Origin of the sequence: Kouleothrix sp., from assembly GCF_046328425.1 — a bacterium.
Lineage (GTDB): Bacteria > Chloroflexota > Chloroflexia > Chloroflexales > Roseiflexaceae > Kouleothrix.
Genome location: NZ_JAXLWP010000025.1, coordinates 1 through 20,182, shown reverse-complemented (window position 1 = coordinate 20,182; position 20,182 = coordinate 1). Strand labels below are relative to the sequence as shown.

General features: G+C 64.7%; 30 protein-coding genes and 1 tRNA gene. 2 read left to right on the top strand and 29 right to left on the bottom strand.

The features are described 5' to 3' along the window. Nucleotide 1: 1 nt before the first annotated feature. The 20 genes from U0177_RS21335 to U0177_RS21240 all read right to left on the bottom strand — a co-directional run bounded on the left by U0177_RS21335 (nt 2) and on the right by U0177_RS21240 (nt 11,153). On the bottom strand, nt 2–1,468 hold the full coding sequence (locus U0177_RS21335; protein WP_409572688.1) for a terminase TerL endonuclease subunit: 1,467 nt from the start codon (nt 1,466–1,468) through the stop codon (nt 2–4). Next, nucleotides 1,446–2,048: a terminase small subunit gene (locus U0177_RS21330; RefSeq protein ID WP_409572687.1), complete on the bottom strand. Its 603-nt coding sequence runs from the start codon at nt 2,046–2,048 to the stop codon at nt 1,446–1,448. The genes U0177_RS21335 and U0177_RS21330 overlap by 23 nt, the downstream gene beginning before the upstream one ends. Continuing rightward, a complete protein-coding gene (locus U0177_RS21325) occupies nt 2,045–2,659 on the bottom strand; it encodes a hypothetical protein (RefSeq protein WP_409572686.1) in 615 nt (204 codons plus the stop codon). Before U0177_RS21325 ends, U0177_RS21330 begins: the two co-directional genes overlap by 4 nt. Next, nucleotides 2,629–3,204: a hypothetical protein gene (locus U0177_RS21320; protein ID WP_409572685.1), complete on the bottom strand. Its 576-nt coding sequence runs from the start codon at nt 3,202–3,204 to the stop codon at nt 2,629–2,631. The genes U0177_RS21325 and U0177_RS21320 overlap by 31 nt, the downstream gene beginning before the upstream one ends. After that, nucleotides 3,204–3,572, bottom strand: a complete 369-nt coding sequence (locus U0177_RS21315) for a hypothetical protein (RefSeq protein WP_409572684.1) — start codon at nt 3,570–3,572, stop codon at nt 3,204–3,206. Before U0177_RS21315 ends, U0177_RS21320 begins: the two co-directional genes overlap by 1 nt. A gap of 3 nt (nt 3,573–3,575) precedes the next feature. Next, entirely contained in the window at nt 3,576–3,956 is a 381-nt protein-coding gene (locus U0177_RS21310; protein WP_409572683.1) for a hypothetical protein, read from the bottom strand. After that, entirely contained in the window at nt 3,943–4,164 is a 222-nt protein-coding gene (locus U0177_RS21305) for a hypothetical protein (RefSeq protein ID WP_409572682.1), read from the bottom strand. The genes U0177_RS21310 and U0177_RS21305 overlap by 14 nt, the downstream gene beginning before the upstream one ends. 4 nt (nt 4,165–4,168) lie before the next feature. Beyond that, nucleotides 4,169–4,387: a hypothetical protein gene (locus tag U0177_RS21300; RefSeq protein ID WP_409572681.1), complete on the bottom strand. Its 219-nt coding sequence runs from the start codon at nt 4,385–4,387 to the stop codon at nt 4,169–4,171. An 11-nt stretch (nt 4,388–4,398) separates the two neighbouring features. Then, nucleotides 4,399–4,881 carry a hypothetical protein gene (locus U0177_RS21295; protein ID WP_409572680.1) on the bottom strand — a complete coding sequence of 161 codons (483 nt, stop codon included), beginning with the start codon at nt 4,879–4,881 and terminating at the stop codon, nt 4,399–4,401. A 44-nt stretch (nt 4,882–4,925) separates the two neighbouring features. Continuing rightward, on the bottom strand, nt 4,926–5,228 hold the full coding sequence (locus tag U0177_RS21290) for a hypothetical protein (RefSeq protein ID WP_409572679.1): 303 nt from the start codon (nt 5,226–5,228) through the stop codon (nt 4,926–4,928). Then, nucleotides 5,221–6,333, bottom strand: a complete 1,113-nt coding sequence (locus tag U0177_RS21285; RefSeq protein WP_409572678.1) for an N-acetylmuramoyl-L-alanine amidase — start codon at nt 6,331–6,333, stop codon at nt 5,221–5,223. Before U0177_RS21285 ends, U0177_RS21290 begins: the two co-directional genes overlap by 8 nt. A 398-nt stretch (nt 6,334–6,731) precedes the next feature. Next, nucleotides 6,732–6,920, bottom strand: a complete 189-nt coding sequence (locus U0177_RS21280) for a type II toxin-antitoxin system HicA family toxin (protein ID WP_409572677.1) — start codon at nt 6,918–6,920, stop codon at nt 6,732–6,734. Further along, a complete protein-coding gene (locus U0177_RS21275) occupies nt 6,917–7,213 on the bottom strand; it encodes a type II toxin-antitoxin system HicB family antitoxin (protein ID WP_409572676.1) in 297 nt (98 codons plus the stop codon). The genes U0177_RS21280 and U0177_RS21275 overlap by 4 nt, the downstream gene beginning before the upstream one ends. 397 nt (nt 7,214–7,610) lie before the next feature. After that, nucleotides 7,611–8,312 carry a helix-turn-helix domain-containing protein gene (locus U0177_RS21270; RefSeq protein ID WP_409572675.1) on the bottom strand — a complete coding sequence of 234 codons (702 nt, stop codon included), beginning with the start codon at nt 8,310–8,312 and terminating at the stop codon, nt 7,611–7,613. Continuing rightward, nucleotides 8,309–8,536, bottom strand: coding sequence for a hypothetical protein (locus tag U0177_RS21265; protein WP_409572674.1), 228 nt, complete (start codon nt 8,534–8,536; stop codon nt 8,309–8,311). The genes U0177_RS21270 and U0177_RS21265 overlap by 4 nt, the downstream gene beginning before the upstream one ends. Before the next feature lie 99 nt (nt 8,537–8,635). Then, nucleotides 8,636–9,094, bottom strand: coding sequence for a hypothetical protein (locus U0177_RS21260; RefSeq protein WP_409572673.1), 459 nt, complete (start codon nt 9,092–9,094; stop codon nt 8,636–8,638). Nucleotides 9,095–9,359: 265 nt separating this feature from the next. Further along, complete coding sequence (locus tag U0177_RS21255) at nt 9,360–9,785, bottom strand: hypothetical protein (protein WP_409572672.1); 426 nt, start codon at nt 9,783–9,785, stop codon at nt 9,360–9,362. Between the two features lie 214 nt (nt 9,786–9,999). Further along, nucleotides 10,000–10,578: a hypothetical protein gene (locus U0177_RS21250; protein WP_409572671.1), complete on the bottom strand. Its 579-nt coding sequence runs from the start codon at nt 10,576–10,578 to the stop codon at nt 10,000–10,002. Nucleotides 10,579–10,633: 55 nt separating this feature from the next. Further along, a complete protein-coding gene (locus U0177_RS21245; protein ID WP_409572670.1) occupies nt 10,634–10,951 on the bottom strand; it encodes a hypothetical protein in 318 nt (105 codons plus the stop codon). Between the two features lie 13 nt (nt 10,952–10,964). Continuing rightward, nucleotides 10,965–11,153 (bottom strand): hypothetical protein, encoded by a 189-nt coding sequence (locus U0177_RS21240; protein WP_409572669.1) that lies wholly within the window; start codon nt 11,151–11,153, stop codon nt 10,965–10,967. Nucleotides 11,154–11,320: 167 nt separating this feature from the next. On the opposite strand from U0177_RS21240, the gene U0177_RS21235 reads away from it, so the two are divergent. Then, nucleotides 11,321–11,605, top strand: a complete 285-nt coding sequence (locus U0177_RS21235) for a helix-turn-helix transcriptional regulator (RefSeq protein WP_409572668.1) — start codon at nt 11,321–11,323, stop codon at nt 11,603–11,605. A gap of 154 nt (nt 11,606–11,759) precedes the next feature. Here U0177_RS21235 and U0177_RS21230 read toward each other — a convergent pair whose 3' ends face one another. Together U0177_RS21230 and U0177_RS21225 are read right to left on the bottom strand one after the other, a co-directional pair. Continuing rightward, complete coding sequence (locus tag U0177_RS21230) at nt 11,760–12,296, bottom strand: PH domain-containing protein (protein WP_409572667.1); 537 nt, start codon at nt 12,294–12,296, stop codon at nt 11,760–11,762. 367 nt (nt 12,297–12,663) lie between these two features. Further along, a complete protein-coding gene (locus U0177_RS21225; RefSeq protein ID WP_409572666.1) occupies nt 12,664–13,158 on the bottom strand; it encodes a hypothetical protein in 495 nt (164 codons plus the stop codon). 268 nt (nt 13,159–13,426) lie between these two features. Between U0177_RS21225 and U0177_RS21220 the strand changes: the two genes are divergently transcribed. Then, entirely contained in the window at nt 13,427–13,747 is a 321-nt protein-coding gene (locus U0177_RS21220) for a hypothetical protein (protein WP_409572665.1), read from the top strand. On the opposite strand, the gene U0177_RS21215 is transcribed toward U0177_RS21220, so the two are convergent. The 7 genes from U0177_RS21215 to U0177_RS21185 form a co-directional block, all read right to left on the bottom strand. Further along, nucleotides 13,744–13,956, bottom strand: coding sequence for a hypothetical protein (locus U0177_RS21215; RefSeq protein ID WP_409572664.1), 213 nt, complete (start codon nt 13,954–13,956; stop codon nt 13,744–13,746). The two genes, U0177_RS21220 and U0177_RS21215, sit on opposite strands and share 4 nt — an antisense overlap. Before the next feature lie 160 nt (nt 13,957–14,116). Further along, a tRNA-Gly gene (locus U0177_RS21210) sits at nt 14,117–14,191 on the bottom strand. A gap of 270 nt (nt 14,192–14,461) precedes the next feature. Then, the gene (pnp, locus tag U0177_RS21205) at nt 14,462–16,714 is read right to left on the bottom strand and encodes a polyribonucleotide nucleotidyltransferase (RefSeq protein WP_409572663.1); all 2,253 of its coding nucleotides are present in this window, start codon (nt 16,712–16,714) and stop codon (nt 14,462–14,464) included. 339 nt (nt 16,715–17,053) lie between these two features. Beyond that, a complete protein-coding gene (gene rpsO, locus U0177_RS21200; RefSeq protein WP_409572662.1) occupies nt 17,054–17,323 on the bottom strand; it encodes a 30S ribosomal protein S15 in 270 nt (89 codons plus the stop codon). A gap of 111 nt (nt 17,324–17,434) precedes the next feature. After that, a complete protein-coding gene (locus U0177_RS21195; RefSeq protein WP_409572661.1) occupies nt 17,435–18,643 on the bottom strand; it encodes a hypothetical protein in 1,209 nt (402 codons plus the stop codon). A 76-nt stretch (nt 18,644–18,719) separates the two neighbouring features. After that, on the bottom strand, nt 18,720–19,721 hold the full coding sequence (locus U0177_RS21190) for a YbhN family protein (RefSeq protein ID WP_409572660.1): 1,002 nt from the start codon (nt 19,719–19,721) through the stop codon (nt 18,720–18,722). Between the two features lie 144 nt (nt 19,722–19,865). Beyond that, a partial coding sequence (locus U0177_RS21185) for a VOC family protein (RefSeq protein WP_409572659.1) occupies nt 19,866–20,182 on the bottom strand: 317 nt, incomplete at its 5' end.

Here is a 20,182-nt window from a genome sequence, read left to right as displayed (position 1 = left end):
CTCACAGCGGGTACTTTAGGCAGCGGTGTGCGGCCATGCTGAGCGTCACGGCCGCATCAATCTTCAGGCTGTCGGCGCGCTTGACGAGGCGCAGCCGCTCGCCGGCGGCGTCCTTCTTCGCGTCGGCGTGGTCGAGGTGCTGGCGCAGAATCAGCAGATCTCCCGCCTCCACGGGATCGCGCGGCCAGCTGATCTGCTGCTGGATGGTCATCTGACGCAGGCTGTAGTCGGCAATCAGGCGCTCCTGGCCCTGGTGAAACGGCTCCACTTTGCACAGCCCGATCTGCCGAATATTCGTCATCATCTGATGGATGTGCAGCGGGTCGTAACAGAGTTCGACGACATTGTGCGCACGCAGGAAGGCAATCACATCCGCCTGAATCGCGTCGAAGTCGAGCGCTGCGCCAGGCCGTGGCACATACACGCGCGCCCAGCGCACGGCGACGTGCGCGTTGCGCTCGGGATGGCGTGAGACCGCCACGAGCGCAAAGGTGTCGCTGCTAATCCCGGCGTCCGCGCCGAGGAGCAGCGGCGTGCGCCGGGTCAGCGGCGGCAGCTCGGCGCGGCAGTTATCCCACAGCATGATGCTCGGCAGAAAGCGATCCACGTCGTCCGCATCTTCCCAGCCGGCCTCGAGCAGCACGCGCGCCTCGCTGGCACTCAGGCTCTGCCCGCGCACCGCCGTGTAGCCGGCCGCGAGATTGCCGGCCGCCTCGTTGTCGGCGGTGCGCAAGGTCAGCACGGCCGCGCCGGCCTTGAAGTCCGCGAACGGATCGGGCTCGTCGGCGCGCTCCCAGGGGCCGAAATACTCGTACAGCCAGTGCTTGCGCGGCGTGGTGGTCAGCCAGAGCTGCGGCGGCTCGCCCTGCGGCCCCTCCAGACGCACGCGGCCGTCGAGGACTTTCAGCATGCCCGGCGTCTTATGCCGGCGCGCCTCGTCGAAGTGCGCAAAGTGCGCGTTCGGCCCCTCCCAGGCCATCGGCTCGTCGAAGCCGCCGCACAGCAGGCTGGCCGTGCCGCCCGTGGGCACCTGAAACGTGAGCGTGAACGGGCGCGCCGGCTCCCACTCCGCGCTCAGGCGGCGACGGTGCGCGGGCACGAGCGCCTCGGGCGGGCACCAGCGCCGGAACTCGGGCCAGAGACTGCGCTTGAAGTGCTCGAAGTCGGGCGATCCCATAATGCCCGACATGCCCCGACGCAGGCGCTCCAGGTCTTTGATGACCCCCGCCACGCTTTTCCCGCTGCCCTCGCCGCCCTTGCAGAGGACGCGGCGCGGCCCATCGCCCTGCACAAACGCCGCCTCATCCGCGTGATGCGGGGCATAGGCGCGCCCGGTGTCGCGGTTGCGATACTCGCCCCGATCCGCATGCCACACCGACACGCGCGGCGCATCAGTCTGGACGCGGGTGCGGCGCTCCAGCTCGGCCCGGGCGCGCAGTTGCAGATTATTCGGCGCGGCGTAGGACATGCAGCGGATTCTCCCCGGCGGCGATGCGCTCGAGCTGCTCGGTCGTGAGCGTGCTCATGTCCAGATTGAGCTGCATTCCCTGCTCTTTGAACAGCCCGTGCTGCTTGCCGATGAGGGTGAGCGCGGGCACGGGGTCGTGCAGCTCGACCTCGTCGCCGTACTTGGTGGCCTTGAGCTTCTTGATCAGGTGGATCGCGCCAGTCTCACGCGCCTTCACAAGATCGAGTGCCCAGTCACTGCCCACGGTGTAGGTGGTGCCGTCCTCGCGGGTCGTGGGCGCGGGCAGGCGCAGCACGTCGGCGAGGCTACCGCGCGCAATCGCGGCCAGGCGGGCCAGCACCTCGGAGGCCGGCATCGCATAGCGCGCGGTGCCGGCTGCGACGGCGGCCTGGATGCTAGCATATGCTAGCAGGCGCGCGCCTTGCACGTTCGCCTTCGTCTTGTAGCCGGCCCGCCGCGCGGCCTCGCTCGCGTTGAGGCAGTCGAGGTAGGCCGCGACAAAGCGGCGCTGCTGGGCGGTCAGCGGCTGCAGCGCCGCCTGGTAGGCGGCGTCCACGTTGGCGGCCGGGTCGGTCGTCATGGGAAGGCAATCTCGGTAAACGAACAGGCGACGGTATTCGGGCCGCTCTCGCCCGGGTCGACGCCCACACAGAGCAGCTCCGGCTGATAGGTCTCAAGCGTGATGTGCACGGTGGCGCACGCCCCATCGACGCAGATCGTGGCCGCGCCCACGCCGTCGTACTCGACGCGCAGCTGGTGCGGCTGCGCGGGATCGGCGGGGCCGAAGATCTCACAGCACCGATCCGCGCCGTCGGCCAAGATCACCGCCGCCGGCCCCGACGGCGCGGCGTAGGGCGCGCGGTAGGGCAGGATGCGATGCGTGATTGCCGCCTGCGCATAACGATGATCGCCCACCACGTCCCCGTTCAGGGCCACGCCCGCCCAGAAGCGGCCATCCGCCGCCGGCGTGATCCGCACGGTGGCCGCGAGCGAGCCGGGGCCGCTGCGCGCCGGCGCCACCAGGCCGGCGCTGGTGCAGTGCATCGCCTCGGGCGGGCCGCACGCCTCCGTGATGGGCGTCCAGAGCGGCGGCGCCTCCGCCGCCGGCGCGCACGCCAGCCAGGGCACGAACAGCAGCAGCGTCAGCAGCACGGCGCGCATCAGGGCGACACCCGTAGGAACACAAACCACGGCGGCAAGCCGCTAAACCCGCCGGTCGATGTCCAGGCTACGCCTGACGCGGCAAATGCGCCATAGGCGCTGGCAACGGTCAGTTCTGATCGGTACCAGTTCGCCCCGAGCGTCGGGATAACGCCCATCTGCTGACTTCCGCCGCGCGCATACCGCACCTGAATCGCGCCGCTGTTGCAGTTCCAGCCGATCAGCGCGGGGCCGGCCGGCATCACGACATTGATCGTGTCTTCCTTCACGCCGGTGGTACTACAGTCCACCTCGCCGCCGTCTATGACTAGCGCGCCGGGCGTGAGATCATTGTTGCAGGCGTACAGCGCCATCCGCGCTTTGGCGCTTGCTGCTGCCGTCGCGATCTCGGCCGCGAGACCTGTCACCAGCGTGGCCGTTGGGAAGAATATCGGGAAGTAATAGATTATGTTTGCGCCAGGCGCGAGCGTGGCCGGGCCGCCGCTGAGCTCAACGCCGGGAAGCACGAGGCTTTCCGTGCCGTTCTTCGCCCGGCCGCGCGGCGGCATGGGTGCCGTGCCGATCTGCAACCCCATCACGCCCTCCCGAGATAATTCAGACTCGCCGTGCCGGTCACCGCTTTGGCGAAGATCTTGGCAAGATCGTTGATAGGAATCACGACTGGCTGGCCCGGCTTCAGGCGTGTTGACTGGCTGCTGCTGCTGCCGATCAGAATGTCCACCGTATTGGCCGGATCGGCCTGGATCCACGCCTCGCGGATCGCCTGGCTGGCAGCGATTGCCGCCGCCACGGTCGTCAGCGTTTTCGTGCCGTCGTACAGCGTGTCGCTGGTGTCGTTCGTCGCCACGCTCTGCGCCAGACCAGTCGCGCCCTGTGGCCCGAACAAGGGAACGTCGCTGCCGTCAATCCACACCGGCTGTGCAAGATCTCCGCGTTTTGGCATGCCTCACTCCTTACTCACCTGTAAGTGCACCACGGTCACCGGGCACGCGGTCGGCGGTGCCTGCATCGCCGCATCGCCGCAGAGACTCTGCGCCTCGGTGTACCCCAGCTCAATCACCCGCTTTGTCCGCTGGTGCCGTGCCACGTCGCGCGGGTGCGACACGTCCGCAACCCGGCAGTAGCGTAGGATGTGGCGATTGTGCGACCACACATACACCCACGTGCCGAGCGGATAATCCGCGCTCGAAATGTTGCACGCGGCCGGCGCGAGATCCCGGCGCCGAACCACGCGCTCCATCACGCCGGGGCTGTACCTTGGCGCGTAGCCGTCCATCGCCTCGCCGCCGAGCAAGGCGAGCGCGATCAAGATGTTAATGAGCGCCAAAACGGATGAGCGCCCACAATACGAGCGACACGCCCACAATGACAGCGATCACGATCAAGCCCTGCCACCAGCCGAGCAAGATGCTCATGGTGGCAAGTGTGACCAGCCCCGCACCAGCGGCGCCGGCGTAGATCGCCACCACGATGCAGCCAACATGATCGCCTTCGCTGTGCTCGATCTGCTGCTTTTTGTCGTCGTCCTCATACACAGGGCTACAGCCCCATCATCCGTTCGAGCAGGATATCGACATCCATGCCCGCCTTGAGTAGCGCGTTGGCCAGCGGCGTTACGCGCTGCTGAACCTCGAACGACGTGCCGCCGATCAGCTGGGGGCCGCTGAAGGCAACCAGGGCGCGCACGAGGCGCTCTTGCCAGGCCACAAGGGGCTTTCCGTTCACGTCAGTGGTTGTTGCAAACAGATCTGCATCCATGTCGTTACTCCCTATAACCCATGCGCGTGGAGCGTTGCCGCAATCCACACAATCAGCAACAGTGCTGCGAGCTGCACTAGCGCCAGGCCGCCGACAACGATGAGCGTCCGCCGCTGGCCGAGCCGGCGCGCCAGATCCTCAGTGCGGCGCCACGAGTCGATCGCCGCGCGCCAGGCTTCCTGCGTTTCGCGCCAGATCGCAGACTCGGCCCGTTGCGCTGCGATGTCCTCGATCAGGCCGCCGAGCAGCTGCCGCATATCGCGCTCGAGCTGGCGCATCCGTAGCTCGAGTGTGAGCGCCGGGCCCTCAGGGACGGCCTCCTGTACCTCCAAGCCGATCGGCGGCAGGCGCAGCTTGGCTTCCACCATCTCGAGCTCGCGCACCGTACTGGCCAGCCCTAGGCGCACATCATGCGGCACGTTCGGTTCCAATTTCGCGATCTGCTGCTCGTAGAGCCGTCGGCGGTGCTCGAGGATATTGTGCAGCTCGAGCAAGTGCCGTGTCTCGTCGTCCATCGCGAGTGGATCGTACGGCACACCTAGCGCGTCCCATCCGCGAGCGCGCGCACGTCAGCCTGGAGCGTCTCCAGCATCTCCAGGATCGTGCGCTGGCGCTCGGCCGCGTGCTCCTGGTCGGTGCGCAGCGTTGCGATCTCCTGGCGCAGCTCTTTGAGCTGGTTATCGATCCCTAGCTCCACATTCCCCAGCACGCCCTGGAATTCATTGTTTTGGCGGTTGTGCTGGAGTTCCAATTCGCCAGCCATTTGCTCGGCCAGCACGCGGATTGCAGGGTTATTCGTCAGCGCAGCGATCTCGCGCAAGGTTTTGGCTGGGTTAGGCATGCCGAACATCCTCCGCAATCTGGACAATCGTTAATCCGTAGCCCACGCCCGGCACGGCCCAGCGACCGTCCAACCCCGCGAGCGTGGGCGCGGCGCCATGCAGCGCGTTTGCCAGCGGCCGCGCGGTCATCGCCCGGCGCACCAGGTCACGCTGTGCGGGCGTGCGATCGGCCGGCGCGGTCGCATAGGCCAGCAGCCGGCCGACGTGCGCGGGCACGCTGCCATTCGCCCAGTCGGCGAACGACACGCCCTCCCGCCAGATCGGCCCGTCCTGGGCCCAGCTCCCCCCGATCGGGCGGATTGCGCTGGTCACGCTGGTGACGCCGATCCCGGCCGGGTTCCGGCGCGGCCGCTGCGCCCACCAGCTCGTGAGGTTTCCAGTTTCGAGAATCATCTGCGCTACGGCCAGGCACGGGTCGATGCCGACGGTGGCGCAGGTGCTCCAATACGCCGGCAGGATGGAGAGCGCCAGGTCAGCCCTGGTGTACTCACCCGTCGCGCGCTGGGTGAGATACGCCAGGGCCTGAGCCTGGGTGCAACGCGGCGCCGACAGGAGCGCCGCGTCGCGGGTCAGTGATGCGGTAGATGAGGTCAGCCGCTGGGCCAGTGCCGCGCGCACGGCGGGCAGCTGGATGGCGCGGCCGGGGCACGATTTATTATTCAGGCACTCGCGGTGCCCTGTGACGGTTGTCTCATTCACGGGCAACCCGCGCCAGCGCAGCAGCGCCGCGCCCGCGCCGAGCGCTAACTCGGCCAGACTCTGCGGCCAGGGCGCGGCGTCGTAGTTCCCGCAGACCTCAATGCCCCAATGATCGGCATTACACCGCCCGGCGTGAATGCCCGGCACATTGAGCGGCGTGAGCTGCCAGATGCCGTCTGGCGCGATGAACAAATGCGGCCCGGCGCTCCAGCCCTTGCTCGCGTAGAATGTCTCCAGCCCCTGCATGGTGCTGTAGCCGCGCCACTGCGCCGCCGTCGGCACAATCGTATGGTGATAGGTGAGTCCGCGCGCCCAACCACAGATCGCCGGGTCGTACTGCGCGAGATGCGCAGCCAACGCGGCGGCGGTGGGCCAGTGGCGGATGTCGGAACGGAAGTCGGGCATACAGGGTCGCTGCTGGGGCGGTGCGCTGCCGCGCAGGCGTGGGGCGGCAGAGAGTGGCAACGCCGGGGCGGTATGGGGCACAGGCGAGGCGGCAGGGCGAACACCTGTGCGACAGCGTGGGGATATGCTAGCACGATCTATAAGAGTTCGCAATAGTGTTGTACAACGTGGTGCGCTATTTGTAATAGTTGCAGGGCGGCAACGCCCGGTTTGGTGGGGTAGGGCCAGATGGGGGAGGCAGGGGCGAGGCGGGCAGTGCACCGCGCCACGTCATGAGGGTGCCGCGGCCAGGGGAGGCGTAAGGCGCAGTTGCCCATGGGCAACTTTTGTGTTCCGGCAAAAGTATAGCACCGGCGTCGCACATACCACAACGCCGGCGGAATACTCCGCCGGCGTTGTTATGATGGTTTGGGGATCTCGAGATCCTTACAGATCTTTGCGACCAAAACCTCGTTAATTTCGTTGTGTCTTGGTATCGTTGACTTGGTGCCGATTTTCGTATTGCGAAAGAGACTGTGGCTTCCCCCCTCCCGGACAAACTCGCAACCGTGCTCTCTGAGATGTCGGATCAAGTCAACACGCTTCACACGGCGACCGTGAGCGTCTCGCGACGCACATCGTTCCCAGAGGCGGCGCGCCGTGAGTCGTCACGATTCGACTCAATGATCAGCAGTGCGGCATCGCGCAGATTCGCGCGCAGCTCATCGAGCGATTGGGCCTGAGTGTTCGCCCCAGGCAGTTCCTCAATCCACCCGATAAACCAATCACCATCTTGCTGGATGACGGCGTGAAACGGCATCTTATGCTGTGATTGCGGTTGGAGTCGCTGCAACCACGAAGCGAACCGCAGAAGCAGCCAACGAACAGCGGCACGAATCATCAGTGCCTCGCTTTCCAGTGTTGGGATTTTGATGGTATTGTATCACACCTGACAAGTCAGACAGATGTGCGCATGACCGCCCTCGGGCTCATCCACTGCAAGAATGATACCGCTCGTGACGTGTCAGCGATGCGTCAGCCCGGAACATTCGCATCATATACTACAACGTTCGAGCCCAGGGTTTTGGTTGCATGGTAGCCGCAGACTGTTATCAGATTCTCATTTGCGGGTGCAATCGTGGCGGGCACAAAAAAACACACGCGGTACACCAGGCCATGTACCGCGTGTGCCGGCGCGTCGGACGATTCACCACGAATCCGCGCGCACCTGCTATTCTAGCACAGCCGGGCGATCTCGGCCCGCAGGCGTGGCTGCGGGCTGGGGTGTTCAGCCGTGCTCACGCTGCCACCCGACGCGCACGCGGCCGATCGCCTGGCACCACCCAGCCCACCAGGTCACTTTCGCGCACATAGTGGTTTCCGTAGCGCGTCGCCGGCAGCTGGCCACGCATAATCCAGGCATACACGGCGCGTGTGGTCACGTGGCAGCGCCGCGCCACCTCGCCGACGGTGAGCCAGGCCGGCTGCCCCGCTCGGAGCGCCAGCAGCTCAGCTCGGAGCGCCGGGTCAGGCACGCGCTCGGGCTGCCACGCCATCCACGTCGCGTCATTGGCGAGCATCGCGCGCAGGGCATCGTACTGGATGGCCCAGTAGGTGTGCGACCCAGACCGGCGGCGGCGCGCCGGCAGCCACCCGCGCGCAATCCAGGTGACGATCGCGTATTCGCTTGCGCCCAGCAGCCGCGCGGCCTCGCTGGCGGTGAGCACCGTCGGGTGCTGCTGCATCGTCCAGCCGAGCCGCTTGCAGCGCACGCGCACCGCCGTTGGCGTGCGGCCGAGCCGGCGCGCGATCTCGTCGTAGCTCAGGCCGTTTGCCAGCAAGGTCGCCAGCGTATCGGTCTGCTCGTGGGTCCAGGCGCGCGGGTTCGCGCGCTCGCGGCGTGCGGGCCAGCGCGATGCCTCAAACGGCGGCACCTTCCGTATCGTGCCAAATGGCGCCAGGCGCGGCCGGAACGGCTCCGGCAGGGCGGTGCGTGTCATTGGTGACTCCTATACGCGGCCAGGCCGCATGCCCCACACAGCGGCGTGCGCTCATCTGGCCCATACACCAGCGCCCCCACATGCGGGTGGTGCGCACATCGGATCTGCGGCGCGTCTGCCAGGGCCTGGCGCTCGCGCAGATAGCGCCAGTAGGGCACCATCCCCGCGAGCAGCAGCTGATCGAGCAGCTGCCGCTGGGAGGTCAATGTCTGTTCAGCATTCATCGGGGATCATCCTGGTGGTTCGCCGCGCGGCGCCGAGGGCATACTCGGGGTAATGGTGTACGACCGCCGCACGGCGCGACAAAAATCCGCTAGTCCACGCTAGTGCTCCACCTGCGCGCGCAGCGCGGCGAACTCTCGCACGATTACCGCCAGCGCCTGCTCGGGGCTAACATACTCCCAGTCGGGGAAGTTGGCCATATAGGCCGTGATCAGCTTCGTGACCAGATCGCGCGTGCGCGCGTCGGCATCCAGCGCCCGGCCCTGCGCCGCCACCAGCTGCTGCTCAAGCGCGGACGCGCGCTCCACTGCCAATGCCAGCTTGGCTTCCCATTCGACATGCGGGCGAAGCATCTCGAGGGCGTCAGTCATCGCACGCGCGGCAGCTTCGCGGATTGCTGCATTCTCGCTGCGCCAGTAATCCGCCTCATTGGCGGCGGCGGCCAGCTGGCGCCGCAGCTCGGCGATCTCGGCGGCCTGCGCCGCGATCGTCGGCCCATCGGCGGCGGCCTGCGCGGCCTCTTCGCTCGCGGGCGTGGGCGGGCGGTCGCTGCCAGCCATGCGCTCAGGGCGGAGCGCAATACCACGTCGGCGACCGCCCGCCACGGCGGCACCGGGCCACTATCGAGGCCGGCGGGCGCCCGCCCGCCGCAGTCGGGGCACGTTTGCGCGTACCCGCCGCTCTGATCACCCGACCCGCCAGCCTCGATGTACCCTTTGTCCTCGCACGTCTCACACATTGGATCCTCCTCTGGCTGTCATTTTCTCCCGGCTGGCGCGCGGCGGCAATCACCGCGCGCGCCTCGGGGGTCAGGGTCAGGCGCGGCTACACATCGGCGGCGAACGCTAAAACGGACTCCAAAATCCGGTTGATCACTTGCGCATCGCTTTCGCCTGGCTGTCGCGCCGTATCAATTGTCTGCCGTGCTTCCGCCGTCAGACCAAGCCGTACAATATGAGCGGCGGCGGCGCGTGGCGGCGGGGGTGGCGGGGGCATGGTGCGCGGATAAGAAGGCGCTTGCCGCAGATCGTCCAAGTTTGCCGAAAACGGCAGATAGATTGTCCGAGGTGCGCCGCGCGCAGGCGGATCGCTGATGTAGCCGGCCGCCACAAGCTGACGCAGCGCGGATGACACGTCGCCATAGCTATAGCCCGTCGCGAGTGTTGCCGCGATCTGCCGGGCGCTGGCCTCGGGCTGCGCGGTGATCGCAGCCCACACCATGCGGAGGAATCGTATGCTTTGCCCTGCCATATGGCGCTCCTAGATGGGAGTGGTGTGGCGGGAAGCGCCCCGCCACACGATTCAACAAGGTCTGGTTTTGCGAGTACTGGTTTTGCGATTTCTGCGAGTAAGAGCAGCGCGGATGCACAGCGTGCATGTGCTCGGCATCATTGTGCCTCTCGGCATCAATCAGGGGTTCCCCGTGCGCTGGTGGGGTTCCTCCCCTGCCCATGCTGGTGTCGTCTTAAGCCGCCACCCGCTGCGCCCGCGCCGCCGTGATGCGCCGCACCAGCTGCTGCCGCGCGGCCGCCGTGATCGGCTCGGGCAGATCGTCACACCAAAACGGCTCGGGGTCGAGATCAGGCACAGGCGCGTACGTATCGAACGCCGCCTGCGCATCCGTCTCGGGGGCGGTGGTGGTGGCGGGCTGCGCATCGGCCGCGTAATCGCTCGCACGATCCATCGCGCGCTCGATCACCTGCATCATCGCCTGGTGCACGTGGAAATAGCCGCGCGCCGCCGCCTTGCAGTCACACACCCAGCGGTTATGCTCCCGCCAGATGTGGTGCTGCGTGCCGCGCTCGCTCAGGCTGGCGACTTCCCAGATACCGTCGATTGCGCGGGGGTACACGCCCGCCGCCCAATAGTCCGCCACGCGGGCGTAGGCTTTCAGGTCGCGCTGGAGGGCGGCAATCGCGGCGCGCTCGTCGGGCGTGCGCTGGCGGGCCGGGGTGGCCTGGTAGAGTGCCAGGGCACGCTCGGCTTCGCTTGCAAGATCCTCGATCGCCGCGTGAATGAGCTCGGGCTGAATGAAGAAGTTCATAGGTGCCTCACTCGGGTTTGTGGTTGATGCTCGGGTTTGCGGGCGGCGGGCGGGCCTAGTCATCGGGCACAAATTCTTCCGGCTCAGCTGGTACGGCGGCCTGCACTTCGTCGCGCCACGCATCCGCCACCTCGATCGTGCGGCGCAGCGCGGCCTCGCGCGTCGGATGCAACTCAACCGACCGGCGATCGGCTGGCGTCCAGCTACGTCCAAAGAAGCACTTGTGATCTATGACAAGCGCGCCAGTGCGCTTGTCATAGAACGTGCGCGTCTTAATCAAGCCGCGCTGCCTCGTCAGATTAAACTCAAAGTTGTAGTGGTGCACCAGCTCATCAAACTCAACTGCCTGGGTTTCCTCGAAAATGACTTTCATCGGGATTCCTTTCTTACCGTAGCGGCTCGACCGTTGACCACCAATACGACCGCGCCTCGCTGAACCGGCCCTGCTCGAACAGGTACTGCCAGTTCGATAGCGCTACGTCCAGCGTGATGCGAATATGCGCCACCGACAAGCGGCGGATCTCGTCGCGGACGGCGGCGTGGATGTTCTCGCGGGCGGATTGCAGTGCGGTCATGGGTCGGCTCCGTGTGTGCGTTGCTGTGTTTGTTTGACTAAGGGAAGTATACACTGATAACTAGTCTTTGTCAACTAGTTTCTTTCAAAGATTTACAGCAATGTAGTTGTTGACAACTGCAAAAACCTAGTGTATAGTGTTCGCACGCAAGCGAGGAGGTCTTAAAAATGAAACGGGTGTATCTGGTCAAGGAGCTGGCGGAGGCGCGCGGCATTACTCAACTGGAGCTGTACCGCAAGGTGCAGGAACAGGGGGTAAACGTTAGCCTGGGGCCAATTCAGCGCATCTGGCAGAATCACCGACTCGTCGGTGATCCGCGCAGTTCTACGCTGATAGCTATTGCTCGGGCTTTGGGAGTAAAAGTCGAAGACTTGTATAACGATGAGGGTTCGTCGTATACTGAAAGTGGCACAATAAGCCCCGGCCATGCGCCCGCCTTTCAGCTTGCATGACCGGGGCTTATTGTTGGTGGTAGCTGCCGCGCCTGAGAAACATGACAGCTAGCCACCTGCCAGGCCTCTCGCTGCTAACGATTAGGCATGGTCTTACGCAAAAAGGAAGAGTAAGGGCGGTGATATACTGCGAAACTCAGTGATTACCGCCCGCTCAACCGAGAAGTTTACGTTTTTGGTCTTGGAACTCAGCATCGCTTAAAATACCCTTCTCACGAAGGGCGGCAAGCCGTTCGAGCTGGCTGGCAAGATCGGCAGGGGCCGTCTCCGATACGGGCGGCGACACGTCTCCACCGTTGATACGATGGCGTAGGTGCGCAGCGAACGGGCCTATCACTGCCTTTTCAATGCCGTCAATGGTGAGCTTCAAGCTATCAATAGTCAAAAAGAGCTGAGACCACACGAATCCATTTGCAATCTGAACAGAGCTAATGCGTTCATACTGGAAACTCTCTGATTGCATTCGTATCAAGCCATGATTAACGAAAACGAGGCGTCGATCTGTTGCTAAGAGTATGCCCTTTGTTCCGTTGATTTTGCCACGAACGGCCTGCTCAATTTCTTCGCTGGCATCAAGTGTTTTTGTTACGCCAAGAATATCCAGACTCGCCATTTCCGTTTGCTGGGATGTCCACCCGAGAAATTGAAGACGGCGTTTAATGGTATTGATTTGCTCTTTCTCAGTTGTCACAACCTTTTCCTTTGCTCTGATGAATAGTCGAATGCGGGCGGGATAGGTTGCTAAAGACGAATGCATAATAGAGGAGCACATCGGATGGGCCGCGTATCGTTCGGTCGTTCCGGTGATTCGCGGCCCTTCCTGCACGCCGAAACACTCACAACGTAATCACTCCGCAATCTTTCTCGGGAAGTCTCGCCGGCCTTGACGCGCCGCGTTAGGGCTGGGCTTCCCATTGTCAACAAACGGGCGTCACACCCTGATCACGCGGGAACTCTAAGCATCGCTTAGGGTAGAGGGAGCGCCCGATCGCACGTTACCAAGTGAATTTCGAAAGATGGACTCGCGCGCCTGGTGCGATCGGGCGCGCGGGGATTACTTAACACACTGCTGCCTGCAACCGGGTGTCGAGCTTTTGCGCGTAGGCTTTTGCCATTTGCTCAACATCACCCGTTGTTCGCAGTCGAATGTACCCGACTGCGTGGCAGCGCTGAAACGCAATATCGACCATCGTATAGGTCTTGCCTGAGAGCTTTTCCGTTGCGCTTAGTGCGCCGGTGAGCACGGTGATCATCGCTGCTTCACCGACAGTTCCGAGTGAGCGCGCCTTCGTTAGCCCTTCCAACACCATCAGGTACGCGCGCTGCCGATCTTCGGGCTTGGCGTAGAGGTACACCACTGAACCGCCGATGACATCCCCGCCGAGCTGGAAGCTTGTACTGCCGTCGCGCTGCGCGGGTGTGATGTCAGAATAGACGCCCGCAACATTCAGCAGCGGCGGAATATTCGTTTTTGCATCTACCGCACGAATGCCGGCCGGGAAATCGCCATCCTGTAATAACAGCGCTTCGAGATTTACCTGATCAAGCGGCACATCGGATATCCGCGCTGTGCAGTCCAGAGCGCCCACGGCAGCGATGCCGTGGAAGGCCGACGCGACGAGGAGTCGCGCTGTGATCAGGCTCTCTTCACACAGTATTCACCGCCACTGCGCGCACTACGACGCGCAGCCCGGCGTGAGATAGGGCAACGCCGCTGCGCTGCATAGGCCAGCGTTGCCGCTGTTCACCCGCTGCGCCTGGTGCGATCGGGCGCGCGGGCTGTTCGCTCCGTCCTATCCAGCACAAATGAAAGGACGAACGATGAATCAACCACCTATCAGCGTGAATGTGACTATGTCGGTTCCAGCGCCTGATGAACAGCCGCTCACGATCACCATCATCTGGCGCGATCGCCGGAAGCCGGCCCGCTTTCAAGTCGATCTGGATACGCGTGATGAACTTGTGAAGGCGTGGCAAGCAACGCACTCCCATGCCCGCGCTGGCATCGGAAGCTCGCTCCAAACAGGCAACTTCGCGCCACCCGATGCGGTTGCCTTTACGGCCTATGCGACCTACCCGACCGCGCAGCAGCCCGACCGTATGGTGATGGTGCGTTTGTACGACGTGCTGATGATCGCCTAGCCGATAGAGAGTACCTCGCTCGCGCGAATAACAAACTCGCGCATCGGCTGCCCTTCACTATCGGCGGCGGTGAACACCACAAAAAACCCGTTCTGGTTATTGATGTCTTTGGCAAGTTGCTTCAACGCGGCAGGCTCCATCAAGACATCCAGGGTCGTCTCTGACGTTTGCGCTGGGCCGGGCTTGAACATAATTCGAACGGAAAGCATCGTTCGCACCTCATTGCTACACAACGAATATCCATGGAGGTTGCGAAAGAATATGCGCCGGAATCATAACCGCGCGGCGGGCAGGCGCGGCGGGCATTGGGACGGGACAGCAAACGGGCGAGAATGCCACTTCTCACCCGAAACGCAGGCCCCATCAAAATGGAGCGGGAGACGGGATTCGAACCCGCAGCCCTCTGCTTGGGAAGCAGATGCGCTACCATTGCGCCACTCCCGCGCGCCCCTACTCTAGCAGTTTTGCTAGGGGTTGTCAAGTGGCAGGGCGCGGCGTGCAAGGCTCGTGCAACGTCTTTCGACCCCTCCTCCTACCTCCTCTCCTGTCAGAGGAGGAGGTGACACATCTGGCTGTGTGGTGCGGTCGCCGCCGCGGCCGCACCACACAGCCAACAATAATCCCTCCTCTCCCGCACGCGGGAGGGAGGGGTAAGGGGGTGAGGGCCGACTTTGCACCAGCCCTGGCGCGGCGTGCCGCGCCCCGCCACCGCTCCTAATAATCGCGCCGTCGCGGCCGATCGCGGTCGCCATTGCGGCCAGGGCCGCCACGACCGCCGCCAGGGCCGCCGCGCCCGCCACCGGGGCCGCCGCGGCTTGCGCCGCCGCCGCCGGCCGCCCGGCGATCCTCGGCCGACTCGCCGGTGAGCACCGCGCGCCGCGAGAGGCTGACCTTGCCAGTGCCCTGCTCGACGCCGATCACCATGACGTTGATCTCGTCGCCCATGCCTACCACGTCCTCGACATTCTCGACGCGGTTAACGTCCAACTCCGACACGTGCACCATGCCGTCTTTGCCGGGCAGCAGGTTCACGAACGCGCCGAAGGGCATGATCCGCACCACTTTGCCGAGGAACATATCGCCGACCTTGATCTCGCGCGTGAGCGCCTCGATCATCGACACCGCCTTCTTGGCAGCCTCGCCGTCGGCGGTCGACACAAACACGCGGCCGTCGTCCTCGACGTCGATCTGCGCGCCGGTGCTCTCGGTGATGCCGCGGATGGTCTTGCCGCCTGGGCCGATCAGCGCGCCGATCTTCTCGGGGTTGATCTGCAGCGTGATGATCCGTGGCGCGAACTCCGACAGCTCCTCGCGCGGCGTGTCGAGCACCGCGTTCATCTTGTCGAGGATGAACAGCCGGCCATCGCGCGCCTGGGCGAAGGCCTGGCGCATGATATCGTAGGTAATCCCGGTGGTCTTGATGTCCATCTGCAGGCCGGTGACGCCCTCGCTGGTGCCGGCAACCTTGAAGTCCATGTCGCCCAACGCGTCTTCCAGGCCCTGGATGTCGGTCAGCACCTTCCACTGGTTGTTAGGCCCGGTGATCAGGCCCATCGCCACGCCCGCGACGTGCCGCTTGATCGGTACGCCCGCGTCCATCAGCGAAAGGCTCGAGCCGCACACCGAGGCCATCGACGACGAGCCATTCGACGAGAGCACCTCGGAGACCAGACGCATGGTGTAGGGGAACTCTTCTTTGCTCGGCAGCACCGCCAGCAGCGAGCGCTCGGCCAGCGCGCCGTGGCCGATATCGCGGCGGCGCGGCGAGCCTATGCGCTTGGCCTCGCCGGTGCTGAACGGCGGGAAGTTGTAGTGGTGAATGTAGCGCTTTGTCGTCTCAATGCCCAGGTCGTCGAGCCGCTGCTCGTCGCCCGGCGAGCCGAGCGTCGTGATCGTGAGCACCTGCGTCTGGCCGCGGGTGAACAGGCCAGTGCCGTGTACGCGCGGCACCACGCCCACGTCGATCGCGATCGGGCGGATCTCGGTGGTGCTGCGGCCGTCGACGCGCAGGCCGTTGTTGAGGATCGCCGAGCGAACTTCTTCTTTCAGCAGTGCGTCGAAGGCTTTTTCTACCGCCTTGGTGCGCGCCGGCAGCTCTTCCTCGGGCTCGTCGGCCGTGAACTGCGCCAGCACATCGGCGCGCAGGGCGTCGGTGGCATCCTGGCGCGCGGTTTTGTCGGGGTTGTTGATCGCTTCTTTCAGCCGGCCGCCCATGTACGTGGTGAGCGCGTCTTCAAGCGACGTGTCGGGCGCCGGGGCCACAAACTCGCGCTTCGGCCGCCCGGCCAGCGCCACCAGCTGCTCTTGCAGGTCGCAGACCTGCTTGCACACCGCGTGGCCCTGGATCACCGCATCGAGCATCTCGTCCTCGGTCAGCTCGTGCGCGCCGGCCTCGACCATCAGCACGGCGCCTTTGGTGCCGGCCACCACCAGGTCGAGCCGGCTGTTGGCCATATCGGGCATCTCGGGGTTCAGCACCAGATTGCCGTCGAGGTGGCCCACCAGCGCGGCGCCGACCGGGCCGGCGAACGGGATGTCGGAGAGCGCCAGCGCCGCCGAGGCGCCGATGATCGCCAGCGGGCCGGGGTCGTTGATCATATCGATCGAGAACGTGGTGATGATCACCTGCACTTCGTTCTTGTAGCCTTTGGGGAACAGCGGCCGGAGCGGCCGGTCGGTCAGGCGCGCGGTGAGCACCGCCGTGGTGGTGGGCTTGCCCTCGCGCTTGAAGAAGCTGCCGGGGATCTTGCCGGCCGAGTACATGCGCTCTTCGTAGTCGACGGTCAGCGGGAAGAAGTCGATGCCCTCGCGCGGCTCTTTTGCGCCAACCACCGTGGCCAGCAGCACCGTGTCGCCGTAGCGTACCGTCACCGCGCCGTCGGCCTGCTCGGCCAGCCTGCCCGTCTCGAGTGTGAGCGTCCGCCCAGCGATCTCAGCGCTGACGGAGTGGATTTGCCTATCTGACATACACCTTTCCTTGGTACGAGCCGCGTCCAACGGCTCAACGCGGGGTGTTAGGCACTGGAGGCTGCTGCCGATCGGCAGAACCGCGAGCCCGGGAACAAGAACCAGCTCCGATATGTGGCTCTTGGCCTTCGGCTCAGTGTTCTTGGGTCGGCCTCAATCTCCAATCCCTAACAGCCCCTACCGGTAACAATAGCTTACAACATACACAAGCCCAGGGTGATGCACCCTGAGCTTGTGGAAAACTTCCAATTTGGGCTGGTGCATGGATGAACGATGCCGCGGTGTGAAGCGTAGGTGGCTGAGCTATCGTCATCCTGATCGATCATCCCCTTGAAACGATTACCGGCGCAGGCCAAGCCGCTCGATCAGCTGGCGGTAGCGATCTTTGTCTTTGCTGCTCAGGTAGGCCAGCAGGCGGCGGCGCCGCCCGACGAGCTTCAGCAGGCCGCGGCGCGAGTGATGATCGTGCGCGTGCGTTTTGAGGTGCTCGATCAGCTGATTGATGCGCTCGGTCAGCAGCGCGACCTGCACTTCCGGCGAGCCAGTGTCGCCGCCATGCACCTGGTAATCGGTGATGATACCAGTCTTCTCTTCTTTTTCCAGCGCCACAGGGTGCTCCTTACTAATCGCGAACAGGCTTGGCGCAGCCCGTCGTTCAGTTGTAAGCCGGGCAGTATTATAGCATAGTTTGGCGCGAATTGCACATCTTTGCTATGGCGGCTAGAATCCAACCTTTACGATCGTCCGGCCGGTGCGATCCTGGAAGAAGCCGACGCCATCCTGGATCAGGCCAACATAGAAGCTCATTTTGGTTTCGGGCTGCTGCACGCGAATGCGCCCGATCACCTCCGCCTCTTCGCCGGGCAACAGCACGTCTTCCTGGTTGGGGATCTTCCACTGCTCGGGCGGGCGTGGCGTGATCGCCCAGCGGTAGGGGTAGCGCTTGGCCGCGCCGCCGCTGTTCGCATCCCAGTCGACGCCGACACGCCAGAAGCCGCCGGGCTTGGCGACATATTTGCCGCCCGCCACCGACGAGAATACGTCGTCGGTGCTGTACTCGTAGCCCGAGGGCGGGCCGTAGGTGCGGATCGGCACGTCGCCGGTGTTCTTCACGCGCATGGTCACGGTGATGACGTCGCCCTTCATGATCGCGTCGGGCGCGATGTTGGTGAAGCTGAGCTTGATCTCGGGCTGGCCGCCGCCGGCAATTGCGATCTTGCCCTGGCGCTCGACAAGGTTGCCGAAGAGATCCTGGGCGCGTATGGTATACGTGTACACGCCGTCGGGCAGCAGCGCGTTGTCGACGGTCTTGCCGTTCCATACCTGGCGCTGCGGCGTAGGCCCTTCTTTGTCGGCGGCAACAAATGGGTAGACGCTTTTGCCGTCGGGCGCGGTGAAGGTGATGTCGACAGTGGCCGACACCGGCAGCTGGTAGGTGATCTCGGCGATGTCGTCGATGCCGTCGGCATTCGGCGAGATCGTCTCGGGGAAGACTACCAGATCCTCGATCAGCGGTGGCTTGGCGTCGACGCCACCGATCGTGAGTGTGCCGTGCGCCTCGGCGTGCTCGCCGTCGTCGGCTTGGGCCTGCACGGTGTAGGTGTAGCTGCCGCTGGGCAGCGCTTTGCGCTTCAGCACCGGGTCGCCCGTGGGCGCGGTGCCGTCGAAAAACAGCGTGTAGGCGTCGGCCGAGGCCAGGCGCGGCTCGCTATCGCGCAGCGTGTAGCGCGTGCCAGCGGCATCTTGCAAGTATACCGATACGCGGGCCGGCTTGCCGATCGTGTAGCTGATCTGTACGTTCTCGCCATTGCCGGTTGGCCGCAGCTCGAGCGTGGCCGGGCCAACGTTCGAGAGCAGCGTGGTGCTGCCGCAGCTCGCCAGCAGGGAAGCGAGCAAGGCAAGGCAGGCCAGGGTTCGCAATAGTCGCATGGCTTTCACATTGTTTGAATTAAGAGCACGAGGCGCGATCGATCTGCCAGGCTCCCGCTCGCCCGCGCTTCCGGGCTCACCTGGCGATCGGCTCGCCGGCAGCGGGGTCGGCGGCCGGCTCGCGCTCGTCGCCGTAGCGCCGGCTGAAGAGCGCCAGCGCCACCGCGCCGAGTGTGACGCCAAACCAGAGCGTGCAGAAGCGTATGATGATCGTCGCGGTGGTAGCCGGGCCGGCCGGCAGCGGGATGAGCCGCTCGAGCATCAGCGTGCTCGATCCTTCGGAGACGCCCAGCCCGCCAGGCAGAAACGACACCAGGCCGAACAGCGTCGAGGCTGCGAATACGAAGGTGGCCTGTTGGAGCAGCAGAAACGAGGCCGGCACGCCCAGCCCGCGCAGCACATAGTACATGGCCACGCACTCGCCAAACCACGACACCAGGCTGATCAGCGTGGAGATGAGCAGAATGCGCCACGACAGCAGCTCGCGCATGCTCAGGTAGGCCGTAAGCAGCCGCGGCGCCACGCGCGCGCCCAGCGGGAGCTTGCGCACCAGCGCCAGCACGCGATCCACGAGCGCGCGCGATTGGGCTATGAGCAGACCGACCACGGTCAGCGCCAGCAGCAGGTAGAACAGCGGCCGAGCCGGAGCGTAGAGCGTCAGCCCGAAGCCCATCAGCAGCAGCATGGCCAGCCCGTCGGTCACGCGCTCGGCCAGCACAATCGGCGCCGAGGCGCTGATCGGCGTGCCGTTCAGGCGCTTGAGCAGGTACGACTTCAGCACCTCGCCGACCTTGCCAGGCGTTACGGCCATGACCATGCCGCTCGTGAACAGCAGCGCACTGTCGCCGTAGCTCACGCCCTGGCCCATGCCCATGCGCCGCAGATAGAAATCCCACTTCAGCCAGCGCAGCAGGTAGTTCAGCGCGGTGAAGCCCAGGATCGCCGGCAGGGTGGCCCAGGAGAAGCTGCCGAAGCTCTGGCCGACCTGGCCAATGTCGCTGGCCAGGCCCAGCACCACCACGACGCCAAGGCCCAGCAGTGCGGAAAGAATTATTTTGCCGCGAAGTTGTGCGAGCACACTGTACCAGTCTGAGTGTTAAGAGGCTGTTTGAAACATGTGGCTGCGGCCCGCCAGAAAAGGGATGCGCGAGGGGCACAGCCCTCGCACTCCCGCTTTTCAAACCGGCTCTCAGTTTTGCGCTTCGAGCTCAGAACCCACACACTACTGGTGCTGCACCAATTCGATCAGCACGCCCTGGCAGCTTTTCGGGTGCAGAAAGGCCACCAGCGTATTGTGCAGGCCCGGCCGCGGCGTCTCGTCGATCAGCTGCACGCCGCGCGCTTTCACCTCGGCCAGCGCCGCGACGATGTCGTCGACGCGGTAGGCCACGTGGTGCATGCCCGGCCCGCGCTCGCGCAGGTACTTGGCAAACGCGGCATCTTCGGAAGTTGGCGCGATCAGCTCGAGCAGCATCCCGCCGACGCGCGTGGCCGCCACGGCCATATATCGCTCGGGCATGGCGATGCGCTCCCACTCCG